Genomic DNA, 15,843 nt, shown 5'->3' with positions numbered 1-15,843 from the left:
AGCAAGCCGCATACCGGCCTGGAAGGCCACGTGGACGGCGTACGAGGCCTCGGATGGGAAAGGATGTTCTCTGCAAGACCCAGACGGGTGGCCAGACAGGCGAGCGCCGGGCCTCGGACGTGTCTACACTGGGGGCATGTCCCTTCTTCGCTCCTGGTCCCGTGGAACGCTGCTGAGTCTCGGACTCCTGGTGGGGGGAGTGGCCGTTGGCGCGCCCGAGCTTCCGGCCATTTCCGTGGACCTGCCCTTCAGGAGTTTCAACTTTCAATTCAGTGGGGCTGACGTCTTCTCTCCGGACGTCCAGCTCCGCCGCTCCGCAACGGAGCTGCGGGGACGGGCCCTGGGCCAGGCGACGTTGATCACGTTGAAGGAAGACGGGGCCTCGGGAGTCGTCGGCTCCATCCCCATCAACCTGAAGGTTCGCAAGGAGGGAGACACGCTGCTCGCCGAAGGCGGCTTCATCGATGGGCGCGTGAAGCTCCGGTTCAACCCGAAGACGCTCCACGTGTACATCAACCAGTGCACCTATGAGCTGACGTACACCGAGGGCGTGTACCAGGGGCCGCGCAGCTGCGACCGCCGATTCTCGCCTCCCGTGCGGATCTCCGTGCCGTCCGAGCTCCTCTCGCTGAGCCCCTCGGAGCAGGCGGCTCTTCTGCTCTTCGCTCTCGTGGCCGCCTGACGCGAGAGCACCACGACCCGCCGGGCGGGTCGGGAGGAGGGCGGGGGCACCGCTCTCCTCTCTCAGGGCTCCGGACCCGAGCGCACCGGGCCCGGAGCACACCTGCGACTAGCTGAGGATGACCTCGCAGGCGCAGGCCGTCATGTTGCACTTCGTACCCACGCCGCAGGCACCGCCGCAGTCAGGCTTGCAGACGCACTGGTCGCCCGCCTCGTTGCAGCCGAGCGTCGGGCCCTCGCAGTGATCCGGCTCCGTCGGGCTGTACTTCGGATCGTCCTCGCAGGGGACGCCGCCGTTGGGATCCTTCACCTGGTCCACCCAGTACTGGTACGACACCGCCACCTGGGTCGAGCTGGTCGCGGGGCGGCAGGCGCCGAAGAAGGACAGGGTGCGCGCGCTGCCGTCGAAGTCGAAGCCGTTGACCGTGCTGCGCGGGATGTCGTTGCCCGTCTTGCAGACGGCCGGATCTCGCACGCTCGCCGCGGCCACCTTGATGGACGCGCCGATGGGCGGCTTGAGGGTCTTGTAACCCGCGTTGCCGATGGCATCGACGATGATCGCCTCCATGGAGGTCTCGATGGTTGCGGTGTCGATGATGGAGCCGAGCACGCCGCCCGTGGCGTTGACCACCGCCGCATGGCGCAGCTTGGACACGCCGCCCACAGGCTGCGGGTTGAACTCACGGGTGGAGTTGTTGAGGTCGCAGGTCCCGGAGGTGCAGCCGCAGGCCTTGCCGGACGGGCACACAATGCCGTGCACAATGATCTGCTTGCCCGTCTTGTTGGTGGGCGCCAGCTCCGAGCGATCGCCGAAGAACTTAATGAAGTTCGCGACGTTCTCGCAGGAGCTTCCGGCCGTGTCCTTGCTTCCGCCGGTACCGCAGTTGGCGGCCGTCGTGTTGTAGCCGGTGGTCTGATCGTCCGCGTCTCCGAGCAGGATGACCACGAGGGTGGCATCCTTGCGCGCCTTGAGGCCGTTCTCGGTGGCGCCCGGCTCGGTGCCCGGCGTCATGTCGTCGACGACCTTGCGGGCCGCGCCGAGTACGCCCTCGTTGCCGCTTCCATCCAGGCCCACCCAGCAGCCACCGTTGACGCCTTGCGTGTTGTCACCAGGGCAGGTTGCGCGCTCAGGCGTCGTGGGGACCCCGCTGCACGTCCCCGAGGTGCACGTGCTGTCCTCCGTGAGCCAGGCCTTCACCTTGTTCACGTTGCGGGTGAACTGGCGCACCCGGCCCACGTTGCTCGAGCCCGCGGCGCCCATGTGGTAGCTCGAGGTGACGAGCGCCATGCGCCAGTCCAGCGACGAGGCATTGAGCGCGTTCGCCGCGGACTGGGCGGTGGCGGCCAGCGACAGCTGCGAGCTCGCCATCGAGCCGCTGTCATCCACCACGAAGATGAAGTCCACCTTGGAGATCGGGAGGGTGAAGCGCTCGCACTGCGCCGCCGTGGGCTCACCAAACTGGGCGAGCGCGGAGCCGTCCGAGAGATCCTTGGCCGAGAAGGCCGCGGGGGAGCTGCGGTTGCTGCCCGTCACGCCCGCCAGCGGAGTCACCGCGATGAGCACCACGAGGCTCTGAGGCGAGCGGTGCACGAAGAGCGTCTGGAGGCGGAAGTCGCCCGTGACACCCGCCGCCGCGCTGCTGAGGCGGCCCGAGCTGCCCGGCAGCAGCGCGTCCACCAGCTGGTTGGTGCGAGCCTTGAGGTCCGTGGTCGTGCCGGCCTGATCATAGTTGGCCTGCAACGCCTCGAAGCCCTCCCAGGTCTTGAACGTCTGGGCGATGCGATTGCGCAGGGCGCCCTTGGACGCGATGGCGGGCTGCAGCTCCTCCTCGTCGCCGAGCGGATCCGTGGAACCCGCGGGCGGGGTGATGCGGAAGGCCAGGAATGCGACCTTCGACGTGCTGTCGTAGCCCACCAGGCCCTTCACCTCGTCGCCCGACTTGATCTGGGTGACCTCCGTGAAGGTGGGCGGCAGGGCCAGCTTGATGTCCGCGCCCTCCTCGGACTTGAAGGTCACGGGACGCAGGTTGTCGGTGGTGCACACCTGTCCGGCGGGACCGGACGCGTCGCTGTTGTTGTTGGGGTCCAGCTCGCCAGAGTCCACGCCGCCGTTCTGGTTGTTGTCCTCGGCGCCATCGCTCACGCCGTCGCCGTCGGAGTCCGGGTTGGTCGGGTCCGTGGTCGAGCCGGGGTTGATGTCCGGGCGGAAGATGGCGGCGCAGTTCGCCGTGTCCAGGTTCTGGGTGACGCCCGACTCCACGCCGTCCGAGATGCCGTCGCCGTCCGTGTCGAAGCGGCGCGGGTCGGTCTCGGTGGCCTCCCGGATGCCGTTGCCGTTCTGGTCCTCGCCCTTCACGTCTCCGCTGGTCGGGCCGTCGCGCAGGCCGTCACAGTCGGTGTCCACGAGGAGGGGGTGGGTCTCGTCATCGTCCACCTTGCCGTTCTTGTTCGTGTCCTCCGCGCCGTCGAGCAGGCCGTCACCATCCGAGTCCGGATTGACAGGGCTGGTGTTCACCGCGGTGCTCGCGTCCGGGGTGATGGTGCAGGTGGTGCCGGTCACCGCCGCGGTGACGCCCGCCTCGAGCCCGTCCGGGAGCCCGTCCTTGTCGGTATCCGCCAGGCCGGGGTGCGTCTTCTTCCCCCCGTAGGCCACCTCGAACTCGATCTTGTCGCTCAGACCGTCGCAGTCGGTGTCCTTGGCGGCGTTGTTCGGATCGCTGGGATCGGTGGGCAGCGGCGTTTCACCACCCGGGTCGGTCGGATTGCCCGGGTCGGTCGGATTGCCCGGACCGGGATCTACCGGGCCAGGATCACTTGGACATGCGGTTGCTGTGATTAAACTCGTCGCGAGCAGCACTGCTTTGATCAGTTGTCGCGTGTTCATCGGGGCTCTTCCTCCAACCAGGCCTCCCTGGCGTGTCTGGAAAACCGCCCCCCCTCGGTATGAGCTTGCTATCATACACGCTTTGGGGCGCGAATTGGCGGTTTTCTTTGGGGCTGCGATTTTTGGTCCGGATCAGCTCCCCCCGCAAGTGAGCCCATCCGTCCGCGGTGAGTCCGCTCGCTCGGAGAGGAAGTTCCGTTGGGCTTGACCTAGACGGACTGTGTTGGAAGCGGCCTCAGGGCTCGTACTAACGGTGAACCATGTCAAACGCAATGACTTGTACGCTTGGGATTTAATGCTCGGCGAGCAGCCCCTGCGTTTGGCGCATGGTGCCCCCCTCGAAGTCTCGCTTCCTCAAAAGCCGCTTCCCGTGACGGTGGAAGGTGGTGTGCCGCGGTGTGGGGGAGTTGGCTCTCATCCGTGCCGGGGTGTCGTCTATTTCGGCTTACAGCGGACACGCCTCAGAGGGAGGGCGATCCATTCGTCAGTCAGATCCGCAACACTATTGCGTGCTGAAGGGGATATGGCTGTCATATGCCCTCTTCGCGCAAAGCCCACGCGGGTCGGAGGCTCACGATGTGCCGAATTCTAAGATCCTTGGTGCTGATGCTTCCCTTGTTGGCCGTGCTGGGTTGTGACGGTGGGAGTGTTCCCATTGTCGTGAATCTTTCCGACAATGGAACTCCGGAGGGGAACCCCCCCCAGGTGACGGTGAACCTGGCCACCAACGGAGCGGAGACCCTCGCTGCGACCACGCTGGCGATCCAGCCTCCCGTGATCAGGCGTTTCTCGGCGACACCCTTGGCGATCAACCTGGGGCAGAGCACGACGCTGAGCTGGTCGGTGGCGGGAGCCACGAGCATGAGCATCGAGCCGGGTGTGGGGACGGTGACGGGGACGAGCGTGACGGTGCGTCCGACCGCGACAACGACCTATACACTGAAGGCCGTTAACGAGCTGGGGACCGTTACGGCAACCACGACGGTGACGGTGAACCAGCCTCCGGCCATTACGCGCTTTGCGGCGACACCTGCTGCGATCAACTCGGGCCAGAGCTCGACACTGGATTGGGTGGTGACGGGAGCCACGAGCCTGAGCATTGAGCCCAGCGTAGGCACGGTGACGGGGACGAGTGTGACGGTGAGCCCGACCGCGACGACGACCTATACGCTGAAGGCCACGAACGACGCGGGAACTGTCACGGCGACCACGACGGTGTCCGTGACGGCTTCTCCGGCCGCGTGGGCTTCTCTCGCCTGGACCCACGAGCTGCCTGGAAACTATGACTCGGATGTCTATCGCTGGCTGGATTCAGGCAAACAGCAGCGGACCGCAGTCCTCACTCGCAATAACTCTCGGGATCCGGGCGGGAGCTACGGAGGCATGCTCCGTCAGTTCCGCTTCTACCTGGGCACCCAGGAGCGCGTGGCCACGGGCACGGGGGCCAGTGGTCTCTGGAATGGCTGGGGCTATGTGGTGAGCCACCACGGCAACGGCGGGTTGACCCACTCCGGTACCATCCCGGGCAACTACCGCCAGGTCTTCGTTGGCCGGCACCATGCCATCCACGAGTTCTCCTGGAACCTGCCCATCAATGGCACCCCTGTCAAAGCCACGGTGCACTGGTTCTTCGCCACCGGACGGGACCATCCCGTCTATGCCATCACCTTCGACAGCAGCGCCGCCGCCGGTGGATTGTCTGTCAATGCGGACTCCCGCAGTCCCTATGGTGACATCGCCTGGGATGGTGACGGCATCAACTCCTATGTGGACGGCGTGAAGTGGGGCGACAAGTACAAGTTCTTCTCTGGCACTGAGCCGCTCACGGCCCAGAGCACCTGGGACTACACCCAGCCCAACGTGGTCCCCTACACCATGGCCTACTCCCGGAGCGCTGACGCGGAGATGGGCATGGTGCAGACGCTCAGCTGGCTCCAGCACAACACGGGCGGCACGTGGTTCCACACCAACTGGGGCTACACCTCCGCGAACCGTCAGAATCCTGGGGACTTCGGTACCTGGCTCATGCCCCCCAATTGGAACTGGCCCTACCAGATGTGCCAGTACGAGATGAGTGACTACAACCCGACCCGGAGCAAGCGCCTCGCCTGGGGCTTGATGTACGGCGCCGTGGGGAGTCCGTCCTACTATGGCTATGGTTACGAGGGGGTTTTCTCGGGCTATCCTTATCAGAGCTACTCCGTCTCCATGGTGATGGGCCGGCAGAGCACCGGCACGGTGCTGACCCAGGTGACACAGATGGAGCGCATGCTTCGGGGGCAGCTCAGCGCGACGCGAGGCGCGGTGGTGAGCTCGGGCCCCGTCGGCGTGGCTCGCACCGACAGCTCGGCCTATGCCGTGCCGGGTTACAACAGCGTCTACGGAGCCTATGAGCTCCAGTCGGATGCAACCGGTGCTTTCACTGCGACCCTGAATGCCGCCGGGGGAGAGCTCAAGAACCCCGTCTTCCTCGTTCACAGGTCGGGTGGCGTGCCGGAGCGCCTCTACCTGGATGGCGTGCTGCTGACGGCGGACGTGGACTACTTCGCGTCCTTTGATACCAGCACCGGGCGGGTGTGGATCACCCTGAACCGGGCGTGGAGCGGGAGCCATATCCTGTCGAGCATCTAAACCACGTTGGGAGTGGCTCCGTGACGAACGAAGAGGCTTATCTGCTCGCGGCGGGCAAGCGTCCTGACTGGTTTGTGTATCCCAATGGGTTCGCACGGGTGGTACGGCAGGGCATCTTGGATCTGATGCCCTGGCATCTCATGGAAGCCAAAGCGGCTCGAGAGAAAGCTCGGGCCTTGGCGGGGCGCTACCCCTCGCGCGAGCTGTTCCCGTTTGCCTACAGGCAGGACAACGACGATATCGCGTGCTGGGGCAAGGGCCATGGAGAGCAGGTGCTCATCATCCATGACTTTGCTTCCCCGGGCTTCGAGCTGGAGCGTGTCTTCCCAACGTTCTGGGATTGGTTTCGCGAGGCTGTTGAAGAGACCATCCACTGGGAGTGAGGAAGGCGCTTCCGGGCGCCTCCGGCGCGAGGCTTGAGGGCCTCGCGCCGGGGCTTCGATTGTCGTGGCTTATTTCCAGGTGTCGTTGAGCGTCGCGGTACCGGTCGCGGGAGTCGTATAGGTGCGGTTGGTGCCGCTCTCCCAGGTGACGTTCCCGCTGCCGTCCTTCTTGATGTACTTGTATTGGATGGCCGTTGAGCCGGGCAGGCTCAGCGTCACGCTCCACGTCGGGTAGTTGGCCGGCGAGAGGGGGATGGCAGCGCCGGGAGCCCAACTCCCGAGCGCGGTGATGCTGCCCACGATGAAGATGTTCTGACCGACCGCGGTGCTAGCCGTCTCGTTGAAGGTGACGGTGGCGCCGGAGGTGCTGGTGGTGACGCTCAGGGCCGTGCTCAAGGCCGAGACATTGCCCGCGGTGTCGCGTGCTCGCACGGTGTAGCTGTACGTGGTGCCGAGGCTCAGGCCGGTGTCGGTGTAGCTGGCCGAAGGAGGCGAGGCCACGAGGGCGCCGTTGCGGTACACGTCATACCCGGCGATGCCGCTGGCGTCTGTGGAGGCCGTCCACGTGAGCGAGACGGAGGTGGCCGTCTTGGACGACACCGTCAGGCCCGAGGGCACGCTCGGTGCGGTGGTGTCGGCGGACGGAGCGCCCGCGGTGATGGTGCCCGCGTTGAAGGTGGAGGTTCCCGTGGGGAAGAAGTAGTTGCTGCCGTTGTTGTTGTCCCAGGTGCCGCTGCCGTTGTTGAAGACGCTCTCGAGCTGCGTGGCCGCGCCCAGGTTGACGGTGTACTTCGCGTAGCCGGAGACCTCCGAGTCAGGCATGGGGTAGCCCGGAGAAACCGTCCACGTGCCGCCCGCGGGACGGAAGTGGATGTAGGGCGTAGCGAAGCCCTTCTTGTAATAGACGGTGGTGGTGTTGCCGGCGCCCGTCGTGACGGAGAGCGCCGCGCTGGCCGCGGAGGTGTTGCCGGCCGCGTCCCTCGCCTTCACGGTGTAGCTGTACGTGGTGCTCGGAGAGAGCCCGGTGTCCGTGTAGCTCGTGCCCGTGACGGAGGCCACCAGGGAGCCATTGCGGTACACGTCATAGCTGGCGACGCCGTAGTTGTCGGTGGAGGCTGTCCAGAGCAATGCCGCCGAGGAGCTCGTCGTGCCCGAGGCCGTCAGCCCCGTGGGCGCCGAGGGCGCGGTGGTGTCCGGTGCCAGGGTGGTGACGGAGAGCGCCGTGCTGGCCGCGGAGGTGTTGCCGGCCGCGTCCTTCGCCTTCACGGCGTAGCTGTACGCGGTGCTCGCGGTCAGTCCGCTGTCGGTATAGCTTGTGCTGGTGCTCGAGCCCACCTGTGTGCCATTGCGGAAGACGTCGTAACCCGCAACCGCGACGTTGTCCGAGGCCGCGCTCCAGGTGAGCGTCACCGAGCGATCCGTCTTCTTGGAGGCCGTCAGGCCCGTGGGCGTGGAGGGCGCGGTGGTGTCCACCATCAGGAACGGATACGTGCCCTGCACCGAGCCGTTGATGTCCTCGACGTACTTGCCGCCCACCAGGTTGTACCTGCCCGCGCCCACATAGACAGATTGGATCTCGCTTCGGGTGACGTTGCCCCGGCTGTCGGTGGCCTCGATGTAGTAGTCGAGGAGCTGGTCCCGGTAGTTGCCCAGGTAGACGTAATAGAGGTCGCCGATCTCCTGCGCGGGCACCTTGGCCATGACGGGCAGGTAGGTGGGCTGCCACGAGACGCCATTGATGACAGGCTTCAAATCCCTCCGGGTGAGGGGGTAGTCCACCCAGGCCCCCACGCGCGAGGTGTCAATGTTAGGCACGCCCGCGGCCTTGAGCGCGGCGGGGTCATACACCTTGTGGGTGTTGTCCAGCGGGTCGATGCTCTTATTCGTGTGCACGCGGACGCGAGCCTTGATGCTGGTGATGCTGCTCACGTCGTACGCATAGGTGTAGATCGCGAAGGTGTTGCTGAAGTGGTGGAGCGTCCAGCCCTCGGACTTGTCCGTGTTGGCGCTGCCCGGGTTATAGGGCCAGCGCTGCGGCCACCAGACAGACGGGCCCGTCTTGTCCTGGGCGATGCGGTCCTGCACATAGGGCTTGGAGAAGTAGAGCGACTGGTTGAAGGAGAGCGTGGGTTTGACGATGTCGTCCTGGTTCTCGTCGTAGTAGCCGAAGCCCGAGTCCATGGCCGGCAGCAGGAAGTACCAGGCCAGCTCCGCGGGGTTGGCGCCGCCCGCCCAGTCGTTGCTCGCATCACCCTTCACGGGGAAGGACATCATCCACGGGTTGAGCTGGTTGCCCGCGTGGGTCACCTGGTTGTCCAGCGTCGTGGTGGGCTTCCAGTGGTTGGGGTGTGCGTCGAGCCAGATCTGCTCGGCCGTCTTCGCGTAGTTGAGGGCGGCCTGGAGCAGGGCGAAGTTGCGCTCCAGGTAGTGCCAGCCGTGCTCGAAGGAGACCGTCATGCCCTCCTGCACGCCGCTGAGGTTTGTCTTCGGCGCCAGGTTGAGGCCGGTGGCCGAGTTGAACGCGGGGAACTGCCCCTTCCAGATGCCAAAGGACAGCTTCCAGTGGTGCCACTGCGGATCAGACGAGGAGTCGCGCGTGTCCACCCACGAGCCGTCCTGCACGTGCACCACGTCGGTGGCAGGGGGCGTGTTGTTGACCAGGTACTCGCTGATACCCAGACACTGCACGCCCGCGGTGCAGGTGACGCTGCGGCCGTTGTACCAGGTGGTCTCGGAGCCCGCGCGCCCGCCCGAGTTGTCTCCGTCATGGGCGATGACGAAGAACTGCTTCTGCGGGACGAGCCCCTCGAAGCTCTTGAGGTTGACGACGTCGACCGTGGCCTCGCCCTCCCAGCCTTCGAGCCAGGAGCCGTTCTGGTTGACGGGGATGCCCACGACGCGCGACTCGGCGCCGGTGGCTGGGTCCACGTAGCGCACCCAGTGCGGCGTGGAGGCGAAGGGGTACTTGTTGCGGATGACCTGCTGCTCGTGCGCCATCTGCAGGCTCACCCAGCTGCCCACGTTGCTGGTGTTCTGCAGGTCCGCGCGGTTGGGCGGCGACACCAGCGTGTCCGAGCCTGGATCATTCAGGAAGGGATAGTCTTTGAGCGTGCGAGAGAAGTGGTTGTCTCCAATGACGGACCACTGGATGCCCAGCTTGGCGAGCGTGGGGATGAGGCGCTCGGAGAAGCCAAGCTCCGTGGGGAAGAAGCCCTTGGAGGACTGGAAGTTGCTCCCCAGGAAGTAGGGCTGCGCGAGGGTGGCGCTCTGGTTGATGAGATCCTTGAGGAAGTAGTCTGGCCCCACCAGCGGCCCCATGGTGTGGTGGCCGGTGAAGTGGATGAGATCCAACGTCCGGTTGCCCGCCGGCGTGCGCAGGGTGTTGTACCGGTCCCTCCAGGAGGCGCCCCAGTTGGTGTTGTTGTAGCCGGAGACGTTCTGCAGGGTGTTGAGATCCTGGACGTTGTTCACCACCGCGCCGGACATGGTCACGTGGATCTGCCCAGTGGGGGCGTTGGTGTTCATGTCCGCGGCCACGTTCCCGGGCCAGGACATGTAGGCGCCCGTCTTCGCGTGGTGCGAGTAGTACGTGACCAGATCATCGTGCGGCATCGGCGCGCCCGACGGCAGGTAGTACGTGTAGTTCGACGGAGGGCTCTTCTTCAGGTTGATGACCTGGCCGTCGTACGTGTAGCGGATGGCTCCGCCCATCGGCGTGGACGCGTACTTGCTGACGTCGTAGTACGGCCAAAAGTTGGGCATGTGGTTGTGATACACATGTGACGCGGCGATCTGCGCTCGCGCTGGCCCGGCTTGCAGCAGCAGCGCCGCCAGGGCGGGCAACAGCAACGACTTCTGTCGATGCACGGGGACTCCTCGGGGTAGGAGGGGGGGGAATGCATCGCGCGTATTAGTGGGGCTGATGCGGGATGTCACTTTTTCCTGATAAAACAAGACTTGACGCGATGCGTCCGATGCGTGACGCGGTGCAGCGGGAACGAGGAGGTGTCCATGAGAAGACTTTGGGTGGTGGCGCTGCTCTCGGTGGTGGCGTGCTCTGAGAAGAAGGGACAGGGCCAGGAGGCTGTGCAGGACAAGGCCACGGCGGCCCTGGCGAGCAAGGACGAGAAGTGCCCCGGCGGGACGGTGAAGGGGTGCTTCGACGCGGCCGTGGAGGCTGAGCGGAAGGGGGAGGTGGCGCGCGCGGCCGAGCAGTACACGCGCGTGTGTGACGCGGGCGTCGCCCGGGCGTGCACCGTGCTGGGCACATTGGTCTGGCAGGGACGTGGCGTGAGCGCGGATCCGGCGCGCGCCTTCTCGCTCTACATGCGCGCGTGCGAAGCAGGCGACGCGGCGGGCTGCTTCAGCGCGGGCATCTGCCACAGGACGGGCGCGTGCGCGGAGAAGAACGACGCCGAGGCCTCGAAGCTTCTCCGGCGCGCCTGCGACGGCGGTGACGCACGGGCGTGCGCCAACCTGGGTGGGGGCTGACGGCCCCGGTGAGGCTCAGGGCGCGGTCGTGGTCGCTTGGGCCGGCCCGTTGGGCGCCGGCTGCGCTGCCTTGGCGGCCTCGGCTTCGGCCCTGGTCTTGAGCAGGGCCTCTCGCTCGCGCCGGTTCTTCGCCTCGGTCTCGGTCAGCGACTTGATGGTGGCCAGGCCCTTCTCGAAGTCCCCGCCGACCCTCCCGTCCATGTCCATGAAGAGGGAGAAGGCCTTGCCCATGAAGGTGTTGTGCCCCTCCATGGCCCAGCGGACCGTGACGCCCTCGGGTCCAGGCTGGAACGTGAAGGTGGCGATGTTCGTGGCCTGCCACGGCTCGATGAACTCGAGCTGGACGCGGATGGACTCGTAGGGCTTCGAGTCCAGGATGGTCATCTTCCCCCGACCGGCCTCGGCGTTGCCGGACCAGGCGTAGATGGCGCCGGGGCCCGCGAACGGCCCGTCGAAGGTCTTCTTCATCTTCGGGTCGAGCGCTTCCCACGGCGACCAGAAGTGCCAGCGGTGGAAGTCGTTCACCAGGCCGAAGGGGAGATCCACGGGGGCCGCGACGGTGATGGAGCGCTCGACCCGAAAGGTGGACGGCCGCGACACCACCACGGCGGAGAAACCCACGAGGGCGACGACGAGCGCGAGGAGGACCTTCTTCAGCATTTCAGCTCTCAGCATTCGATGATGTTGACGGCGAGACCGCCGCGCGCGGTCTCCTTGTACTTGGTCATCATGTCCGCGCCCGTCTGGCGCATCGTCGCGATGACCTTGTCGAGCGACACCTTGTGCTTGCCGTCGCCCTGGAGCGCCAGCCGCGCGGCGTTGATGGCCTTGATGGAGCCCATGGCGTTGCGCTCGATGCACGGCACCTGCACGAGCCCGCCAATGGGGTCGCACGTGAGCCCCAGGTTGTGCTCCATGCCGATCTCCGCCGCGTTCTCCACCTGCTCGGGCGTGCCGCCCATGACCTCGGCGAGGCCCGCTGCCGCCATGGAGCAGGCGACACCCACCTCGCCCTGGCAGCCCACCTCGGCGCCGGAGATGGAGGCGTTGAGCTTGTAGAGAATGCCGATGGCGCCCGCGGTGAGTAGGAAGCGGATGGCGCCCTCATCGTCCGCGCCCGGCACGAAGCGCCGGTAGTAGTGGAGCACCGCGGGCACGATGCCGGCCGCGCCGTTGGTGGGCGCCGTCACCACGCGCCCCTGGGCCGCGTTCTCCTCGTTCACCGCGAGCGCGTAGAGGTTCACCCAGTCCATGGCCAGCAGGGGATCCGTGCCGCGCATGTCTCCCTTGAGCTTGCGGTAGATGCCCGCCGCGCGCCGCTTCACCTTGAGCCCGCCCGGGAGGATTCCCTCGCGCTCGCAGCCACGCTTCACGCACGCCTGCATGACCTCCCAGATGCGCAGCAGCCCCGCCCTTACCTGGGCCTCAGGCCGCAGCGCCTTCTCGTTCTCCAGCATCAGCGTGCTGATGCTCAGCCCGTGCTGATGGCAGAGCGCCAGCAGCTCCGCGCCCGTCTTGAAGGGGTAGGGGATGCGCCCGTCGGTTGCTCCCACGCCGAGCGACGAGGTGCCGTCGTCGTTCACGACGAAGCCTCCGCCCACCGAGTAGTAGACGCGGGTGAAGGGCTCACTCCGCCCGGCGAGCACCGCGGTGAAGCGCATGCCGTTGGGGTGGCGCGGCAGCGACTGCCGCTTGTGGAAGACGATGTCCTCGGAGGGCTTGAACTTCACGAGCTGCTGGCCGAGCAGCTTCAGCTTCGCGGTCTCGGTGATGCCCGAGATACGAGCGGGCACGGCGTCGCAGTCGACCTCCTCAGGACGCTCGCCCTCCAGCCCGAGGAGGACCGCGACGTCACTGCCGTGACCCTTGCCGGTGTGACCGAGCGAGCCGAAGAGCTCCACCTTCACGGACTCGACAGCGCTGAGCCCGCCCGCCGCGTTCGCGAGGGTCTCCACGAACTGCCGCGCCGCACGCATCGGTCCGACGGTATGCGAGCTCGAGGGCCCGATACCAATTTTGAACATGTCGAAAACACTGAGAGCCACGAGCCGCCTCCCGCCCTGAGACACGCGAACGAACCTATATCCCAAACAGGTCATCGCGTGTCGCGGCGTCCCCTGAGACAAAGGAGGAGGCTCGCGGCCCGTGTCGTGCTCTATCTGACGACACGCGTCATGGCTGACGCCCTGCATCCATGAGGGCATCCCTGACGCATGATGAATGGAGCCCCAACGACTTAGTGGCCCGAGGCTGCCGACGCGGCGAACTCGTCCTCCGACATCTGCGGCCAGTGGAACGGGAACTTCCACCGCTCGGCGCCGCTCGGCTGCTCAGCCTTTATCCGGACGAGCCCTCGCAGGCTCAAGCCGACCAAGGACAGCATGCCCAGGGTCACAAGACCGGAGGCAGCGGAGCGCAGCGTCCGGGGCCAGAGCGCGCGGAGTCCCCAGAAGCCCACGGGGAGGACATAGATGGGGACGGCGACCAGGCCCGCGAGCACGAGCATGCGCCGCTTGTCGGAAGCATCAATGGCAGCGTTGGGATTCATAGCTGCCCTAAAGGGTGAGTGCGGCAGGGGCTGACGGGAAGGGGGACCCTCGTGCCGCTTGCACGGATACCCACAGAACGGACGGGCCAGCTCAGTTCCCCCGTCCGCCACCGAGCCATTCCTTCCGGCGCTGGTCTTGGGTGCGTTTGCGCGCGAGCGCGTCATCTGTCTGCCGCGGAATCTCGTCGAGGCGGGTGCGGTGCATCCGGATGCTCAGCTCGTACAGGCCCCGCTCCTGCTCCGGCAGTTGGGAGCCGTACTCCTGGAGCACCCGACTCGCGAACGCGATGGAGTCCTCCGACACCCTGCGGCGGTGCTCGTAGTACTGGTGGATCTCCTCCTCGCTGGCCGTGTTCGACTGCACCTTGCCGTAGAGCTCGTTCCAGCGCTGGGTTTCCTCGGCGCGCTTCTGGAGAACCAGGGGATCCTTCGTGGGTGCGCTGAGCTCCCAATAGAGGTTGTTGGGCAGTTGCTCGCGCAGCTTCGCCAGGTCCACTGGATGACGGCGAGGTGCGTCAGAAGACAGTGTCTCGGAGGCGACGCCTGCATCCGTCGTGACGGCGGTGACGGTCTGGGGCGGGGAGGGCGCTTCTGGCACGGGCGCTGGAGCGGCGTCTCCCACGGGCCTTGCGACCTTCTCCTCGCGGCGGGGGGCTTCCTCCGTGGCTGCCTCATGACGCGGTAGGACAAACCACAGCACCGCCAGCAGCGCGATGGTTGCCACCGCTACGAGCCACGGCAGGGTCTTCGACCGGGTATTCGCGCCCATGGCCAACGAGATATCCGGTGCCACGCCTGTTCCGCAACGGGGGTTGATGGAAGACAAATCGGAGTACGAGAGACTGATATTTCACGGATTGTGATACTGTCCTTCATCCCACCGAATACCACCTATGGAGGAGTTGGGATGAAAAGCCATCTCTTGTTGGGCCTTCTCGCCGCCGCGGCAGTCCCCCCAAGTGTCGCTCGCGCGGAGGTGCTGGTCGACGGCATCGTCGAGGTGCTGGTCGACGGCGGCAACAACTACAACTGGGAGAAGGTGGAGCTGCCGGGAACGAAGTGCGGCAACGGCTCCCAATACAAGTTCTTCATCACGCGGAGCACCACCGGCTCGAAGAACCTGATGTTCTTCTTTGAAGGTGGCGGTGCGTGCTGGGACTACGACACCTGTAGCGGACGCGCGGGCCTGCTCGGCGCGGCCAACCCGAACGGCATCACGGACGACTACATGAAGCAGTTCACGGCGAAGTATGTCTCGCCGATCGTGAACGGCGCCGATCCGGGGCTGCCCTTCCGCAGCCGCACCGACATCGCGACGAAGGACTGGAACATCGTCTACATGCCCTACTGCACGGGCGATGTGCACGTGGGCAACAACACCGTCACCTATACGGATCCGACGGGACAGCAGCCGCCGCTCCCCTGGCACCACTACGGCTATACCAACTCGCTCGCGGCCATCAACTACGCCAAGACGCAGTTCCCGAACGTCCAGAAGCTCCTGGTCACCGGCTTCAGCGCCGGCGGCACCGCCACCTCGTCCTCGTATTACTTCGTGCGTCGCATCATCAATCCGGCGCGCGGATATTTCCTGAACGACTCCGGCCCCATCTACCTCGCGCCGAACGTCAATGATCGCTCGCGCCCGCTCCACGACAAGATCCGCCAGTCGTGGAACCTCGACTCGGTGTTCAACCAGTTCCCGGCGTCCTTCGACCGCAACAACCTCGGCACCATCAACCGCATGCTGGCGATGGAGTTCCCCAACGACCAGCTGGCCTACACGGCCTACTCGCGCGACTACAACTACTCGCGCTTCTCCTATGAGCGCTTCTACACGCCCAATGATCAGGAGACGGTCCTCCGGTATTGGAAGGAGGACCAGGACAAGCTGGTCGCCGAGCTGAAGCTCTACAACAACTACAGCTACTTCATTCCGTACAGCCGGCCCATCAACGCCAGCCATTGCAGCACGATCATCACCTTCATCGGCGCGCACGCCTGCGAGCGGATGGAGAAGAAGCACAACTGGTACGAGTACATCCCCGAGCCGTGGCAGAGCTACAAGTGCTACAGCGAGTTCGTGCCGATGGATGTCTTCCTCCATCGCTTCATCAATGAGAACCAGCGCGTCCGCATCTACGAGCCGGCCAACGGCTACAACGACGAGGATCCTGGTATGGACATCGTCGCGCCGCTCATCAACGGCGCCCTCGGTGGCTGAG

General features: G+C 65.7%; 11 protein-coding genes. 5 read left to right on the top strand and 6 right to left on the bottom strand.

Annotation, left to right across the window (positions count from 1 at the left end; translation table 11 throughout):
• The first annotated feature begins 136 nt into the window (after positions 1 to 136).
• Positions 137 to 682, top strand: a complete 546-nt coding sequence (locus F0U60_RS36375; RefSeq protein ID WP_395806649.1) for a hypothetical protein — start codon at positions 137 to 139, stop codon at positions 680 to 682.
• A gap of 108 nt (positions 683 to 790) precedes the next feature.
• Here the strand turns inward: F0U60_RS36375 and cglD are convergent, their stop codons facing one another.
• Entirely contained in the window at positions 791 to 3,334 is a 2,544-nt protein-coding gene (cglD, locus tag F0U60_RS36370) for an adventurous gliding motility lipoprotein CglD (RefSeq protein ID WP_395806648.1), read from the bottom strand.
• A gap of 891 nt (positions 3,335 to 4,225) precedes the next feature.
• Here cglD and F0U60_RS36365 point away from each other — a divergent pair.
• Entirely contained in the window at positions 4,226 to 6,196 is a 1,971-nt protein-coding gene (locus F0U60_RS36365) for a hypothetical protein (protein WP_395806647.1), read from the top strand.
• A gap of 20 nt (positions 6,197 to 6,216) precedes the next feature.
• Positions 6,217 to 6,579 carry a hypothetical protein gene (locus F0U60_RS36360; RefSeq protein WP_395806646.1) on the top strand — a complete coding sequence of 121 codons (363 nt, stop codon included), beginning with the start codon at positions 6,217 to 6,219 and terminating at the stop codon, positions 6,577 to 6,579.
• A gap of 69 nt (positions 6,580 to 6,648) precedes the next feature.
• Here the strand turns inward: F0U60_RS36360 and F0U60_RS36355 are convergent, their stop codons facing one another.
• Positions 6,649 to 10,446, bottom strand: coding sequence for a carbohydrate binding domain-containing protein (locus tag F0U60_RS36355; protein WP_395806645.1), 3,798 nt, complete (start codon positions 10,444 to 10,446; stop codon positions 6,649 to 6,651).
• 144 nt (positions 10,447 to 10,590) lie between these two features.
• On the opposite strand from F0U60_RS36355, the gene F0U60_RS36350 reads away from it, so the two are divergent.
• Positions 10,591 to 11,070 (top strand): tetratricopeptide repeat protein, encoded by a 480-nt coding sequence (locus F0U60_RS36350; protein ID WP_395806644.1) that lies wholly within the window; start codon positions 10,591 to 10,593, stop codon positions 11,068 to 11,070.
• 15 nt (positions 11,071 to 11,085) lie between these two features.
• Here the strand turns inward: F0U60_RS36350 and F0U60_RS36345 are convergent, their stop codons facing one another.
• The 4 genes from F0U60_RS36345 to F0U60_RS36330 form a co-directional block, all read right to left on the bottom strand.
• On the bottom strand, positions 11,086 to 11,730 hold the full coding sequence (locus F0U60_RS36345) for an SRPBCC family protein (protein ID WP_395806643.1): 645 nt from the start codon (positions 11,728 to 11,730) through the stop codon (positions 11,086 to 11,088).
• Between the two features lie 8 nt (positions 11,731 to 11,738).
• A complete protein-coding gene (locus F0U60_RS36340; RefSeq protein WP_395806642.1) occupies positions 11,739 to 13,115 on the bottom strand; it encodes an L-serine ammonia-lyase in 1,377 nt (458 codons plus the stop codon).
• Positions 13,116 to 13,306: 191 nt separating this feature from the next.
• Positions 13,307 to 13,618, bottom strand: coding sequence for a hypothetical protein (locus F0U60_RS36335; RefSeq protein WP_395806641.1), 312 nt, complete (start codon positions 13,616 to 13,618; stop codon positions 13,307 to 13,309).
• A 91-nt stretch (positions 13,619 to 13,709) separates the two neighbouring features.
• Complete coding sequence (locus F0U60_RS36330) at positions 13,710 to 14,411, bottom strand: hypothetical protein (protein WP_395806640.1); 702 nt, start codon at positions 14,409 to 14,411, stop codon at positions 13,710 to 13,712.
• A gap of 114 nt (positions 14,412 to 14,525) precedes the next feature.
• Here F0U60_RS36330 and F0U60_RS36325 point away from each other — a divergent pair, with 114 nt between their 5' ends.
• Entirely contained in the window at positions 14,526 to 15,842 is a 1,317-nt protein-coding gene (locus F0U60_RS36325; RefSeq protein WP_395806639.1) for a pectin acetylesterase-family hydrolase, read from the top strand.
• Position 15,843 lies beyond the last annotated feature (1 nt).

This window comes from Archangium minus, assembly GCF_044360475.1.
Classification (GTDB): Bacteria; Myxococcota; Myxococcia; order Myxococcales; family Myxococcaceae; genus Archangium; species Archangium minus.
Note: the sequence above shows the minus strand (reverse complement) of the source record. Positions and strands in the feature narration are given on the sequence as shown.